This window comes from Rhodococcus sp. Z13 (assembly GCF_025837095.1).
In the GTDB taxonomy this organism is placed as follows: Bacteria; Actinomycetota; Actinomycetes; order Mycobacteriales; family Mycobacteriaceae; genus Rhodococcus; species Rhodococcus sacchari.
Window position 1 is genome coordinate 286,438 of record NZ_CP107551.1, and the last position, 13,583, is coordinate 300,020.

Consider the following 13,583-nt stretch of genomic DNA (forward strand, 5'->3'; position numbering starts at 1 on the left):
AGGGGAGAGTACGTGCACCACACCGGATCTGCACCCTTGACACGACCGTCGGAGCGCCCCGTTCCGAATCGGAACCGCTGAACGGATTGTCCGATTCTCAGGACGGGACGAACACCCAGGGGTCGCGGGGCAGCCGCACGGGATTCCAGCGGTCCAGCAGCAACTGCATCGAGACGGGCTCACCCGGGTCCGCCAGACGCAGCGACACCGCGATCGTGCCGAGCACGTCGGCCGGGGTGTCTCCGAGCGCGATCCGGTCGGCCATCGTCACGGCACCGTCGCGCTTGGCGAGGCGTTTGCCCTCGGCGTTGAGCGCCAGCGGGACGTGGGCGTAGACCGGCACCGGCAGGCCGAGCAGGTGGGCCAGATAGGCCTGCCGCGGGGCGGAGGTGAGCAGGTCGTCGCCGCGTACCACCTGGTCGATGCCCTGCGCGGCGTCGTCGACGACGACGGCCAGGTTGTAGGCGGGCTTGCCGTCGTTGCGGCGCAGGACGAGGTCGTCGACGATGCCGGTGAAGTCGCCGTGCAGCAGGTCGTGGATGGTGTACCACTCCTCGGTGGCCCGCAGCCGGATCGCGGGTGCCCGGCCCGACTCGCGTTTCTCCGCCCGCTGGGCCTCGGTCAGATCACGGCAGGTGCCCGGATAGGCGCCCGCCGGCGCGTGGGGAGCGGAGGTCGCCTCGAGGATCTCGCGGCGCGTGCAGTAGCACTCGTAGGTCAGGCCCGCGTCGTGCAGACGGTCGATCGCCTCGTCGTACAGGCGGGTGCGGCGGGACTGGTGCACCACCCGGTCGTCCCAGACCAGGCCGAGGGCCTCGAGATCGGCGAGCTGACGCTGCTCGGCACCGGGCCGCACCCGGTCGAGGTCCTCGACACGCACGAGGAACCGGCGGTTCGTGGACCGCGCGAACAGCCACGCCAGGACCGCGGTGCGCAGATTGCCGAGGTGCAGATCGCCCGAGGGGCTGGGCGCGAAACGACCCGCTCCGGCCACGTCCTCGTCCGAAATCGACACCCGTGAACTCTAACGAGCGGACGCCGGCGCACCGTCACCGGCGGGTCTGCCCAGCAACGCCGCCCGCTGCGCGTGGGCGACCTCCCGGATCGCGGTGACGACCGCGCCCACCTCCGGGCGGCGCAACGTCTCCGTCCGCGCGACCAGCCAGTAGGTGAGCCGCGCCTCGACCTCGGTCGGCAGGAGACGGACCAGATCGGGGTGCCGGTCGGCCATGAAACAGGGCAGCAGTCCCAGCCCCGCCGCCGCGCGGGTCGCCTCGACGTGCACGAACACGTTCGTCGAGCTCACCGAGTCCTGCATGGCCGGGGCGAGCCGACGCGCGGCGTCGAGGTCGTCGACCTGCAGCATCGAGTCGATGAAGTAGACCAGCCGGTGGTTGCGCAGGTCGCGCACCGAGGCGGGGCTGCCGTGCGCGGCGAGGTACTCCCGCGAGGCGTACAGGCCGAGGGTGTAGTCGGCGAGGCGGTGCGCCTCGGCGCGGTGCACCTGCGGCTGCCCCACGACCACCTCGACGTCCATCCCGGAACGCTGCTGCGACGCGCGCCGGGTGGTCGCGACGATCTCCACGGTGATCCCCGGATGCCGCTGCCGGACGAGCGCACCGGCCGGGGCGGCGATGTAGGCGCTGAACCCGTCGGTGGCCGACACCCGGACCACACCCTCGAGGCGGCGCTGGCCGCCGGGATTGCCGAGACCGCGGATCGCGGACTCGATGCGTTCGGCGGCGGCGAGCGCGTCCCGGCCGAGGTCGGTCAGCTCCCATCCGCCGGCGGAGCGGGTGAGCACGCGCCCGCCGAGGCTGCGCTCGAGGGCGGCGATGCGCCGCGAGATGGTCGTGTGGTTGACGCCGAGCTCGTCGGCGGCGCTGGTGAACCGGCCGCTGCGGCCCACGGCGAGCAGGACGAGGAGGTCGTCGGCCGACGGAACGTTCATGTGTGCAGTTTTGCAGATCTGCTCTGCGAATCGCGTCATTGTTTACGCAGATGTGCGCACGGATACTCGGCGTATGCGATTGCGAGTGGTCCCCATCACAGACGAGGTCGGGAGGGTGCAGGGATGAGCGTCGATCAGGCACGAACGGACGGGCCGGAGAGTTCGTCCTCCGCCCTGCGGAGGGTCGTCGGTGCGTCCATGGCGGGCACCGTCGTCGAGTGGTACGAGTTCTTCCTCTACGGCACCGCCGCCACCCTCGTCTTCTCGAAGATCTTCTTCCCCGAGGGCGGCAACGAGCTCGACGCGATCATCGCGGCCTTCGTCACCTACGCGGTCGGCTTCGTCGCCCGGCCCCTCGGCGGCATCGTCTTCGGGCACTTCGGAGACCGCTTCGGCCGCAAGCAACTGCTGCAGACCAGCATCATCATGGTCGGCGTCGCGACCTTCCTCATGGGCTGCCTGCCGACCTTCGGTGCCATCGGATACTGGGCCCCGGCGCTGCTCGTGACGCTCCGGTTCGTCCAGGGCTTCGCGGTCGGCGGCGAATGGGGTGGCGCGGTGCTGCTGGTCGCCGAGCACAGTCCCGACCGGTCGCGCGGATTCTGGGCCTCGTGGCCGCAGGCCGGTGTGCCGATGGGCAACCTCATCGCCACGGTCGTCCTGCTCGTGCTCACCACGACGCTGCCCGAATCGGCCTTCCTGTCGTGGGGCTGGCGCGTCGCGTTCTGGTTCTCGGCCGTCATCGTGCTGATCGGCTACTACATCCGCACCAAGGTCACCGACGCCCCGATCTTCCTCGAGGCGCAGCAGGAGGCCGAGAAACTGAAGGAGACCTCCTTCAACGTCTTCGAGGTGCTCAAGCGTTACCCGCGCGGCGTCTTCACCGCGATGGGCCTTCGGTTCGCCGAGAACGTCATGTACTACCTCGTCGTCACCTTCTCCATCACCTACCTGAAGGTCGTCGTCCACGCCGACACCAGCCACATCCTGTGGTGGATGCTCGCCGCGCACGCGGTGCACTTCCTGGTGATCCCGGTGGTCGGGCGGCTCTCGGACCGCCTGGGACGCAGGCCCGTCTACATGATCGGCGCCGTCACCGCGGGGGCGTGGGGTTTCCTCGCCTTCCCGATGATGGACACCGCCAACAGCGCGCTGATCGTCGCGGCCATCGTCATCGGCCTGGTCTTCCACTCCTTCATGTACGCCGGGCAGCCCGCGATCATGGCGGAGATGTTCCCGACCCGCATGCGGTACTCGGGTGTCTCCCTGGGCTACCAGGTCACCTCGATCGTCGCCGGGTCGCTCGCGCCGATCATCGCGACCGCGCTGCTCAGCCGCTACGCGTCGTCGGTGCCGATCTCCTTCTACCTGCTCGCGTCGTCGCTCGTGACGATCGTCGCGGTGGTCGTCGCCCGCGAGACCAAGGGTGTCTCGCTGCGCGACATCGACGCCGCCGACGCCGAGGCCGTCGCCCGGGAGAAGACCGTCACCGATCGGGTGTCGGCATGAGAGCCCGCCGCGCACTCGTGACCGGCGGCGCCGGCGGGATCGGCGCGGCCTGCGCCCGGACCCTCGCCGACGCCGGGATGCACGTCACCGTCGCCGACGTCGACGAGGTCGCCGCCAAGGCCGTCGCCCACGAGATCGGCGGGGAGGCCTGGGGCGTGGACCTGCTCGACACCGACGGGCTCGACGGGCTCCGTCTCGACGTCGACGTCCTCGTCAACAACGCCGGCATCCAGGTGGTCCGGCCCGTGGAGGACTTCGCGCTCGCGGACTTCCGCCGCATCCAGACCCTCATGGTGGAGGCGCCCTTCCTGCTCGTGAAGGCGGCGCTGCCCGGGATGTACGAGCGGGGATTCGGCCGCATCGTCAACGTCTCGTCGGTGCACGGCCTGCGCGCCTCGGCGTTCAAGGCCGGCTACGTCACCGCCAAGCACGGTCTCGAAGGGCTGTCCAAGGTGGTCGCGCTCGAGGGCGGGCCGAAGGGCGTGACGAGCAACTGCGTCAACCCCGGCTACGTGCGCACCCCGCTGGTCGAGCGGCAGATCGCCGAACAGTCCCGTGTGCACGGTATCCCGGAGGACCGGGTGCTGTCCGAGGTGCTGCTCACCGGCCAGGCCGTGCCGCGGATGGTCGAACCGGAGGAGGTTGCCTCGCTCGTCGCCTGGCTGGCCTCCGACGAGGCGGGCATGGTGACCGGCGCGTCGTACACGATGGACGGCGGCTGGTCGGCCCGGTAGTCCCGGGGGCGGGTCAGTGCACGTCGGCGCCGGCGAGCGCGAGCTGGACCTGCGTGTGCAGGGCGTGGGTGAGGTACTCGCGCGGATACAGCTCGGGGCTCGCCGCAGCGTCGAGCGCGAGTCCGTTGACCGCGGCGAGCAGCAACGCCGCGCGGGTCTCCGCGTCGGGTGTGCCGGCCTCGAGCAGCAGGCGGGAGATGCCGGTGCGGATCGTGAACAGGGTGGCGCTGCGGACGGCGCTCAGCGACGGGGAGGTCACCGCCCGCACGGTGAACGCCGACATCACGTGGACCTCGTTGCCGCGCGTCTCGTCGAGCGGCAGCAGCTGGCTGAGTGCCGCGAACAGGGTGCGTCCCGGATCGATGTCCGGGTCGACGTTGCTCAGCCGGTTCAGGACCCGGTCCGCGAGGGTGCGGAACGAGAACGCGAGCATCTCGTCCTTGGTGGGGAAGTGGTGCTGTACCGCACCGATCGACACTCCCGCCTCGTTCGCGACCTCGCGCACGCTGGCCGCGTCGAGACCGCTGCGTGCGGCCACCTCGAGGAGTGCCGCAGCGAGCCTCGTGGGGCTGGTGGTGGCGTAGGGACGCGTCCGCATGTGATGCACCGTAGCCGAGCTACCCAGCGTACGAGCGTACGGGGATGGTCGTTTTGTCCCCTTCCGGGCAGTGGGCCGTCAGGCGTCGGTGGCGAGGGCATCGGAGGGGAGCAGTCTGACCGCGACCGTCAGCGCCGCCGCGAAGGCCGCCGCGATCCACAGGGCGTGCAGCCCGATGGCCTGATGGGCGAACGCGCCGATCACGGCGCCGGTCATCAGCCCGCCCCACAGGCCCAGATAGGGCAGCCAGCTCCAGCGCGGCCCGCCGAAGAAGGCCGCGGCGACACGCTGCCCGATCTTCACCAGCGCACCGGTCATGTAGGTCAGGGCCACGGTCGTCTCACCCCCGCGGCGGAACACCGAGTTCTCGGTGCCCATCGCGAGGGTCATAGCGATCACCGCCACCGCGGTCCAGCCCAGGAATTCGCTCACCGCGCCCACTGTGAGCAGGGCTGTCACGGTCACGAGCACCGCGGTCTTGCGCGTGCGCCGGTCGTGGTCGGTGAGCTCGGCGACGACACTGCCGAGGATCACACCGAGCACGAACACGGCGATGATCCCGCCGATCAGACCGACCGTGCCCCACGCGCTCTGCGACGCGCCGACGGCAAGGCGGGTGGAGTTGCCGCTCATGAACGACACGAACACTCCGCCGAGTGTGATGAAACCCAAAGCGTCGACGAAACCGGCCAGTGACGAGAGCGCGATCGCGACACCCTGGAGTTGCTTCCCGTATCCGACCACGCGATCGATCCTAGGAACCGCACGTCACGGTGTCGGGTGCCGGGCGGCGTGGACTTCGACACACTCGGGGTTGCGGATTGTGGTCTGTAACAGGGCCGAGTCTCGGGGGCGATGACCAGGGAGCACCGACCCCCGTTCTCAGGAGTTCTTCGTCGATGTCGTTCTCCCCTTTCCCGTCCCGGTTGCGCACGCTCGCCGTGGCGACGGTCGCAGGTCTCGCCCTCGTGGGGTGCGACGCCCCGGAGGAGGAGGCGGCACCCTCGCCACCTTCGCCGGTCGTGACGTCCGCCCCTACCGCGACCACCACGTCGACGACCGCCCCCACGACCACCACCGCCGATCCGACGACGGACGGTGGGGCCGCTCCCGCGGACCCGTCGGCGATGTCGGCGGCCCTCGCGCAGCTGGAGACCCTGCCGGTCAAGGGACGCGCTCCCAGGACCGGGTACAGCCGTGACCAGTTCGGGCCGGCCTGGACCGACGACGTGCGGGTGGAGTTCGGCGGCAACGGCTGCGACACCCGCAACGACATCCTGCGTCGCGACCTCGTCGACATCGTCTTCCGGCCCGGCACCCGCGACTGCACCGTCGAGTCCGGGATCCTGCACGACGCCTACACCGGCAAGACCATCGAGTTCACCCGCGGACCGGACACCTCGTCGGCGGTCCAGATCGACCACATCGTCGCGCTCTCGGACGCCTGGCAGAAGGGTGCCCAGCAGCTCGACGCCGGCACCCGCATCGACCTCGCGAACGACCCGCGCAACCTGCAGGCGGTCGACGGGCCCACCAACCAGCAGAAGAGCGACGGCGACGCCGCCACCTGGCTGCCCCCGAACCGGGCCTACCGCTGCACCTACGTCGCGCGGCAGATCGAGGTCAAGGCGATCTACGGGCTGTGGGTGACGCAGGCCGAGCACGATGCGATGGTGCGGGTCCTCACCGACTGCGGCGCCGCCACTCCCGCCGTGGCCGTCCCGACGACGACCGTGCGCTCCACCACCCTCACGGCCCCGTCCCCGGTGCCCGTGCCGCCAGCACCCGCCCCGGTACCCGCCGCGACGACGCAGCCGCCCGCGCCGGCTCCGGCTCCGGCTCCGGCTCCGGAAGGGGAGTACTACCCGAACTGCAAGGCCGCGAGGGCGGCGGGCGCCGCCCCGCTGTACGCCGGGCAACCGGGCTACCGCGCGAAGCTGGACGGGGACGGCGACGGCATCGCCTGCGAATAGTCCGGCACCCGCAGAAGGGGCCCGGAAATGCGGAAAGCCCCGTGGGACTGTGCGTCCCACGGGGCTTTCCGTGGCGGAGGATAGGGGATTTGAACCCCTGAGGGCGTTAACCCAACCCGCGTTCCAGGCGAGCGCCATAGGCCACTAGGCGAATCCTCCGTGGGGAAGCATACCGAATGATCGGGCGAAGTTGCCAAACGGTGAGGTCATGTCGCAAATCCGGGGCTGTTGTGAGGGGTGTCGCAGGGGTGTCGGTGGGCTGCCGGAGGGGTGGGTTCGCCGCGGGGACCCGCCTTCCTCTACACTTGCCGATGGATCCCGCGCGGCGTGCATCCTGTGAACTCCCCCAGGGCCGGAAGGCAGCAAGGGTCAACGGGCTCTGCCGGGTGCGCGGGGTCCTCTTAAATTCCGCCGATGCCCGTGTCGCCGTGCACGGTGAAAGGTCCCTCCGCATGCCTACGCAGACCCAGTTCGGGTTGATGAGCCATGAGGAACTCGTTGCAGAGCACGAGCGCCAGTCCGCCAACTACGAACGGTTGAAGTCGGAGAAGCTGACGCTGGACCTGACCCGCGGCAAGCCCTCGCCCGAGCAGCTCGACCTCTCCGCGGAGCTGCTGTCGCTGCCGGGTGAAGGCGACTACCGCGACGGCAACGGCACCGACACCCGCAACTACGGCGGCCTCACCGGCTTGCCCGAGCTGCGCGCCATCTTCGCCGAGCTGCTCAACATCCCGGTCGACAACCTGATCGCCGGCAACAACGCGAGCCTCGAGATCATGCACGACCTCGTCGTGTGGTCGCTGCTCCACGGCACCGTCGACTCGTCGCGTCCGTGGTCGCAGGAACCGGTCGTCAAGTTCCTGTGCCCCGCCCCCGGCTACGACCGGCACTTCGCGATCACCGAGCATCTCGGCATCGAGATGATCCCCGTGCCGCTGCGTGAGGACGGCCCCGACGTGCGGCTGATCGCCGATCTCGTCGCGAACGACCCGCAGATCAAGGGCATGTGGGCCGTGCCGACCTACTCGAACCCGACCGGCTCGGTCTACTCCGAGGAGGTCGCCCGCGCGCTGGTGTCGATGCCGACGGCCGCCCCCGACTTCCGCATCTTCTGGGACAACGCCTACGCGGTGCACCCGCTCACCGAGCACCTCGCGCCCGCGATCGACATCCTCGGTCTGGCCGCGCAGGCCGGTCACCCGAACCGCGTGTTCACGCTCGCGTCCACCTCGAAGATCACCTTCGCCGGTGCGGGTGTGAGCTTCTTCGGCAGCTCCACCGAGAACCTCGCCTGGTACCAGAAGCATCTCGGCATCAAGACCATCGGCCCGGACAAGGTCAACCAGCTGCGTCACCTGCGCTTCTTCCGCGACGCCGACGGGGTGCGGGCCCACATGGCCAAGCACCGCGAGATCCTCGCACCGAAGTTCGCGCTGGTCCGCCGCATCCTCGAGGAGCGCCTCGGCGCGTCGAAGATCGCCTCGTGGACCGAGCCCGAGGGCGGTTACTTCATCAGCCTCGACGTCGTCGAGGGCACCGCCGCCCGGGTCATCGCGCTGGCGAAGGAGGCGGGCATCGCCCTCACCGCCGCCGGCTCGGCCTTCCCCTACAAGAAGGACCCCGAGGACAAGAACATCCGTCTCGCGCCGAGCTTCCCTTCGCTCGGGGAGCTCGAGAAGGCGATGGACGGCGTGGCGACCTGCGTGCTGCTCGCCGCCGCGGAGAAGCTGCTCGCCGACAAGTAGCGCACCCGCCCCGCAGGGCCGGGATGTGAGTTTGTTCCCAGCCTGTGGACAAAGCTGTGCACAACACGTGGACGGACGGTGGACAACTTCCGTCATCCCTGGTCACGTCTCTCCACCTGCGCCGTACCGCACCGGATTGCTTTCCCCTGCAGAACTGACATACTGCCGGTTCAGGGTCGCCGCAGCCGGTGCGGCGGGTTCGGAAGTGGTGAGTGTGATGGCAGACCGCGCTCTCGCGAAGTCCGGAGTCGGCGTCTCGACCGTCGGTTTCGTCACGGGGTGTGTCGGTGTTCTGAAGGTGTTCCTCCTGGCGCTCGACGTCGACGCCGCGCCCGAACCCCCGCCGCGGGAGCCGGCCGTCGGGGGGACCGAGCCGTTCCTGCCCGCCCGCATCCGTGAGCACTCCGACTCGGGGCACGGTGTCCGTCCACCGAGCATGCTCGCGTTCCGGCACGTCGTCGACCGCACACGGCCGGAGCTCACCTTCGGGGTCCCCACCGGTGTGCTGCGCACGGACCCGTACTCCGCGCGGCCGTTCGTCGGACGTCCCGCCGCGTGCGTGTCGCTGTGGGACGTGCCCGGCCACGGTCTCGTGCTGGCACTCGAGGCACTCACGGACGACAGCGCACCGATGATCGACTGGCGCAGCGACCCGCTGCAGAACCGTGACGGCGCCGGCTTCGAGGCGGTGCTCGACGAGTTCCTCGCCCCCTTCGACCTGGCCGGACGGGCGAGCCTCGACGATCTCTTCCCCGGGCTCGGCCGGCAGCTGTACGTGCAGGCGACCTGGAAGCCCGTGCGCGAACTCGTCGTCCACCGGCACCGCGGGGTCGGTGATCGGGAGATCGTCGAGGGCCTGCTCGTGGAGGTGGTCTCGAACGGCGGGGAGCGGGTCCACTCGCTGGTGGACGGTCCCCGCACCGGCTCCGACGCCCGTGCCGCGGCCCGGTCCTGGGGTGTGCTGTGGGGCTGGGACCGGGTCCCGCTGGTGGACCGGCCCGTGCAACCCGGCGCGGCCATCGCGGTGCGCGAGGATTCGAGCGCGGTGCTGTTCGACCTCGAGGCGACTGCCCCGGGCACCGACGACGCCGGGCACGGCACCGGCGAGATGATCTACGGGCTCGTGCCGTGGGTGGCCGTGCGGGCACGCGCCTCCGCCGACTACTGGAAGACCCTCGAACATCTGCGCAGCCCCGAAGGTCTCACCGGTGACCGGCTCGCCGACGCACTCGAAGACATCGCCGCGATGCAGGCCCGCCGGATGGAACGGACGCTGCTGCGCAAGGAATCGATCCATGACGACCGGCTCCACTCGTGGACCCGGCCCACGCAGCTGCGGGCGCTCCTGGCGCGGCGCGTCGCCGACGAGATCGACACGCTCGACGCCGAACTCGCCACCGCCGTCGACGTCATCGAACACGCGATGCTGCGCAGTGCCGAACTGCGTGGGGCCCGCCACACCCGGCTGGCGCAGGGCTGGTCGGCGGCCGGTGCGGTCATCGCGGTGGTGGCGCTGTTCGCCGCGCTGGCAGCCGTGCCCGACACCTCCGAGCCCACCCTGTTCGAACACTGGGCGCACGCCCTCGCGCTGGCGGTGGCCCTCACCCTCGGCGTCGTCCTGGCGGTGGGGGTGTGGCGCAGGCCCTGACCCCGGGTCCACGCGTGGCGACCGACGCGGCACACAGGGCATGATCGTCCCCATGGCATCGACGTTGCACCTGGTCGGAGATCCGGACGCCGACGCACTGCTCGCGGGGAATCCGCTGGCGCTGCTCATCGGCATGCTGCTCGACCAGCAGGTTCCGATGGAGACCGCGTTCGCGGGGCCCAAGAAGCTCGCCGACCGGCTCGGCGGTCTCGACGTGCACCGCATCGCCGAGGCCGATCCCGACGAGTTCGTCGCGGTGTGCGCGCAGCAGCCGGCCGTCCACCGGTTCCCCAAGTCGATGGGGCAGCGCATCCAGGCGTTGTGCGCCGCGATCGTCGACGAGTACGACGGCGACACCGCCGCGTTGTGGACCTCCGGCGACCCCGACGGCAAGGAAGTGCTGCGGCGGCTGAGGAAGCTCCCCGGCTTCGGCGACCAGAAGGCGCGGATCTTCCTGGCGCTGCTCGGGAAACAGATCGGGGTACGGCCCGCAGGGTGGCGCGAGGCCGCCGGGGACTACGGCGTGGAGGGTTCGCGCCGTTCCGTCGCCGACGTCGTCGACGAGCAGACCCTGCGCGAGGTGCGCGAGTTCAAGAAGTCCGTGAAGGCGGCCGCCAAGACTGCGAAGAAGTGATGCGTCGCGCGTTCGTGATCGGTTGTGCGAGCACACTTCTCGGGATGTTTGCGGCGGGCACGGCGTCGGCCGGGGGAGGGGACGACCGGATCGTCCTGCGTCCCGGCGACGGCATCACCTTCTCGGCCGAGCCCGCCCCGGGTTGGTGCTCGGTCGCGGCCATCGGGCACGACGCCGGCGGGCGGCTCGTCGCCGTCACCGCCGGGCACTGTCGCCAGACGGGCTCGTCGCCGATCTGGAAGGTCGACGAACAGCATCGCGGACCGATCGGAACCGAATCCGAGGTCGCCGGCACCGGATCGATCGACCTGCTGGGGATGCCCACCGACGAGATCGCCGACTACGCGGTGCTCGTGCTCGACGAGACCCGGGTACGCGGCTCCAACACGTCGGCCCCCAACGACCGGAACGAGCGCGTCGTCCTCACCTCGATCGGCGGTCTCGACGGCGGCGCAGCGATCGTCGGGAGACAATGCGCCGCGGGCCGCAGCACGTCGGTGGCGTGCACGATCGCGGACGAGGTGCTCGTCGGCGAGGACCTGCTGGCGTCGTCGTTGCTCATGCGGCCCGGCGATTCGGGCGGCCCGCTGGTGCGCACCGACACCGGGGAGTGGATCGGCCTGTCGGTGGGGTACCGCTTCGACGACACGACCCTGCCGGACATCCCGCTGGAGGCTCCGCGGTGGGGCATCTACCAGCGCGCCGACCGGATCGTCGCCGAACTCGACGAACGCGGAGGGGTCGGCGCGGGCTTCCGTCTCGTGGTCGAACCCTGACCGACCCCTGCTTCGACCCGCTCGTCAGAGTTCGCGGAAACGCGGAATCAGGTGCTCCGCAACGTTCTTCGCCTCATCGATCAGCGGCCACCCGGCCAGGATGAGAGTGGTCAGGCCCGTCGCGTCACGCAGGGCGCTCACGTGCCCGGTGATCTCGTCGGGGGTGCCGACGTAGTAGACGGCCGACGAACCCGTCGCGAAGATGTCCAGCGGCGACCAGGCGGTGATACCCGCGTAGAGACCGTCGCCGAGATACAGGTCCTCCGGTTCCGGCAGCCTGCCGGCGTTGATCGTGTCGACCCAGCCCTGCCGCTGCGCGTCGCGGGCGGTGAAGGTCTTCAGGTCCTGCTTGCCGTGCGTGCGGCGGCGGACCGCCTTGTCGAGCACGTCCTGGATCTGCTCGATCCCGGCCTTCTCGAACAGGGCGCGGAAGCGGTCCATCGCCTCGCCCCGGGTCGGGCGGACGATCACACCGGAGAGAGCACCGAAGTCGGTGAACTCGCGTCCCTCGGCGGCTGCGGCGTCGCGGGCCACGGTGAACTTGTCCTTCACGAAGGAGGTCTCGCGCAGCATCACCAGATAGGCGTCGAGAACCTTGCCGGCGTTCTGCAGGCCGGCGGGGGAGTCGCCGGTGCCCCACAGCGGCACCGAGTGGTTCGCCGGGGCATCGATGCGCAGCGGGGTGTTCGGGAAGTTCGACTCGGTGCCCTCGGCGTAGATGCGACGGAAGTCCGCCCAGTACTGCTCACCGAGCTCGTAGCGCCGGTCGTGCTCGACGTTCATGTCGTACTTGGTGAGGATGTTCTCGCGGCCGTTGACCGAGTTGATCATCAGCCGGCCGCCGCTGAACGCGTCGAAGGTCAGGGCCTTCTCGGCGAGCAGCCGCGCCGGGGTCATGTTGGCGTAGATCGCGACGAGGAACTTCATCCGGGTGGTGTGCGCCGCCGCCCAGGTCGCCGAGACGAACGGGTCGTTCGGCCAGGTGGCGACGAGCGCGCCGTCGAAACCGCCCTCGTCGATGGCCTTCGCCAGCGCGATCTGACGCTGCCCGTCCACGGGGTAGAGCCCGCCGGGGCTCCAGGGGAAGTCACCGTCGGCCTGGGTGAGGTACCAGAAGGTCTTGATCGCCATTACTTCGTGTCCTTCGTGGGGAGTGCGAACGGCTCGACGCGGGCGCGCTCACGCAGCGTGTCCGCGTCCACCGTGTAGAGCGCGTCGAGATAGGCCACCGCGAACGAGCCCGGTCCCGAGGAGTTCGCCTCGGCGATCTCGGCGGCGACCGCGACGTGGGTGTGGGCTGCGGCGAGACCGATCAGCGGGGTGGAGGCGACGGCGAGATAGGCCGCGACCAGGCCGCCGAGCGAGCAGCCGGTGGAGGTCACGCGGGGCAGCATCGCGCTGCCGCCGGCGATGCGCAGACCGACGAGGACGCCCTCACGGTCGCGGCCGACGAGATGGTCGACGGGACCGGAGGCGGAGACCGCCTCGGCGCGGTCGAGCAGGGCGAGCGCGGCGGGAACGGCGGCGGCCGACTCGTCGGCGCTGTCCACGCCGCGGGTGTCACCGCCGAGTCCGGCGAGCGCGATGATCTCCGAGGCGTTGCCGCGGATCGCGGTGGGCCGGTACTGCAGCAGGTCGGCGGCGAGCGAGGTGCGCCAGGCGAGGCCACCGACGCCGACGGGGTCGAGCACCCAGGGGGTGCCGGCCTCGTGTGCTGCCTCGGCGGCGCGGGTGAAGGCGACGGCCGTCTCGTCGGAGGGGGTGCCGAGGTTGACGAGGACACCGCCCGCGATGCGCGCGAAATCGCCTGCCTCGTGGGGGTTGTCGATGTGGGCGTTGCTGGCGCCGGCGGCGAGCAGCACGTTGGTGAGGAAGTTCGCCGAGACGATGTTGGTCAGCGAGTGCACCAGGGGTGTCTTCGCGCGGAGCGCGTCGAGGGTGGTGGCGATCTCGTCGACGATGGGGGTGGTGGTCACGGAAGTTCCTGTCTGGAGAAGGGAATCGGGCCTGGTCGG

General features: G+C 70.4%; 13 protein-coding genes, 1 tRNA gene and 1 other RNA gene. 8 read left to right on the forward strand and 7 right to left on the reverse strand.

Going from position 1 to position 13,583, the window contains the following annotated elements; translation table 11 throughout:
• Positions 1–97 precede the first annotated feature (97 nt).
• Both gluQRS and OED52_RS01300 read right to left on the reverse strand, forming a co-directional pair.
• Complete coding sequence (gluQRS, locus tag OED52_RS01295; protein ID WP_264152916.1) at positions 98–1,015, reverse strand: tRNA glutamyl-Q(34) synthetase GluQRS; 918 nt, start codon at positions 1,013–1,015, stop codon at positions 98–100.
• A gap of 9 nt (positions 1,016–1,024) precedes the next feature.
• Positions 1,025–1,951 carry a LysR family transcriptional regulator gene (locus OED52_RS01300; RefSeq protein ID WP_264152917.1) on the reverse strand — a complete coding sequence of 309 codons (927 nt, stop codon included), beginning with the start codon at positions 1,949–1,951 and terminating at the stop codon, positions 1,025–1,027.
• 123 nt (positions 1,952–2,074) lie between these two features.
• On the opposite strand from OED52_RS01300, the gene OED52_RS01305 reads away from it, so the two are divergent.
• Entirely contained in the window at positions 2,075–3,460 is a 1,386-nt protein-coding gene (locus tag OED52_RS01305) for an MFS transporter (protein WP_264152918.1), read from the forward strand.
• Positions 3,457–4,194 carry a 3-hydroxybutyrate dehydrogenase gene (locus OED52_RS01310; protein ID WP_264152919.1) on the forward strand — a complete coding sequence of 246 codons (738 nt, stop codon included), beginning with the start codon at positions 3,457–3,459 and terminating at the stop codon, positions 4,192–4,194. The genes OED52_RS01305 and OED52_RS01310 overlap by 4 nt, the downstream gene beginning before the upstream one ends.
• A 13-nt stretch (positions 4,195–4,207) precedes the next feature.
• On the opposite strand, the gene OED52_RS01315 is transcribed toward OED52_RS01310, so the two are convergent.
• Together OED52_RS01315 and OED52_RS01320 are read right to left on the reverse strand one after the other, a co-directional pair.
• Positions 4,208–4,792 carry a TetR/AcrR family transcriptional regulator gene (locus tag OED52_RS01315; RefSeq protein ID WP_264152920.1) on the reverse strand — a complete coding sequence of 195 codons (585 nt, stop codon included), beginning with the start codon at positions 4,790–4,792 and terminating at the stop codon, positions 4,208–4,210.
• Positions 4,793–4,870: 78 nt separating this feature from the next.
• The gene (locus tag OED52_RS01320; protein ID WP_264152921.1) at positions 4,871–5,536 is read right to left on the reverse strand and encodes a YoaK family protein; all 666 of its coding nucleotides are present in this window, start codon (positions 5,534–5,536) and stop codon (positions 4,871–4,873) included.
• Positions 5,537–5,691: 155 nt separating this feature from the next.
• Here OED52_RS01320 and OED52_RS01325 point away from each other — a divergent pair, with 155 nt between their 5' ends.
• Positions 5,692–6,765 carry a GmrSD restriction endonuclease domain-containing protein gene (locus tag OED52_RS01325; RefSeq protein WP_264152922.1) on the forward strand — a complete coding sequence of 358 codons (1,074 nt, stop codon included), beginning with the start codon at positions 5,692–5,694 and terminating at the stop codon, positions 6,763–6,765.
• A gap of 71 nt (positions 6,766–6,836) precedes the next feature.
• Here the strand turns inward: OED52_RS01325 and OED52_RS01330 are convergent.
• Positions 6,837–6,924, reverse strand: a tRNA-Ser gene (locus OED52_RS01330).
• Positions 6,925–7,075: 151 nt separating this feature from the next.
• Here OED52_RS01330 and ffs point away from each other — a divergent pair.
• The 5 genes from ffs (at position 7,076) to OED52_RS01355 (ending at position 11,568) form a co-directional block, all read left to right on the forward strand.
• Positions 7,076–7,170: signal recognition particle sRNA small type (gene ffs, locus OED52_RS01335), an RNA gene on the forward strand.
• Positions 7,171–7,217: 47 nt separating this feature from the next.
• Positions 7,218–8,510, forward strand: coding sequence for an aminotransferase class I/II-fold pyridoxal phosphate-dependent enzyme (locus tag OED52_RS01340; protein ID WP_318841899.1), 1,293 nt, complete (start codon positions 7,218–7,220; stop codon positions 8,508–8,510).
• Positions 8,511–8,727: 217 nt separating this feature from the next.
• On the forward strand, positions 8,728–10,158 hold the full coding sequence (locus OED52_RS01345; RefSeq protein WP_264152923.1) for a hypothetical protein: 1,431 nt from the start codon (positions 8,728–8,730) through the stop codon (positions 10,156–10,158).
• Between the two features lie 52 nt (positions 10,159–10,210).
• Entirely contained in the window at positions 10,211–10,792 is a 582-nt protein-coding gene (locus tag OED52_RS01350) for an HhH-GPD-type base excision DNA repair protein (protein ID WP_264152924.1), read from the forward strand.
• 44 nt (positions 10,793–10,836) lie between these two features.
• Complete coding sequence (locus OED52_RS01355) at positions 10,837–11,568, forward strand: S1 family peptidase (RefSeq protein ID WP_264152925.1); 732 nt, start codon at positions 10,837–10,839, stop codon at positions 11,566–11,568.
• A 24-nt stretch (positions 11,569–11,592) separates the two neighbouring features.
• Here the strand turns inward: OED52_RS01355 and OED52_RS01360 are convergent, their stop codons facing one another.
• Both OED52_RS01360 and thiM read right to left on the reverse strand, forming a co-directional pair.
• Positions 11,593–12,699, reverse strand: coding sequence for an LLM class flavin-dependent oxidoreductase (locus OED52_RS01360; RefSeq protein WP_264152926.1), 1,107 nt, complete (start codon positions 12,697–12,699; stop codon positions 11,593–11,595).
• A complete protein-coding gene (gene thiM, locus OED52_RS01365; protein ID WP_264152927.1) occupies positions 12,699–13,544 on the reverse strand; it encodes a hydroxyethylthiazole kinase in 846 nt (281 codons plus the stop codon). The genes OED52_RS01360 and thiM overlap by 1 nt, the downstream gene beginning before the upstream one ends.
• Positions 13,545–13,583: the final 39 nt, after the last annotated feature.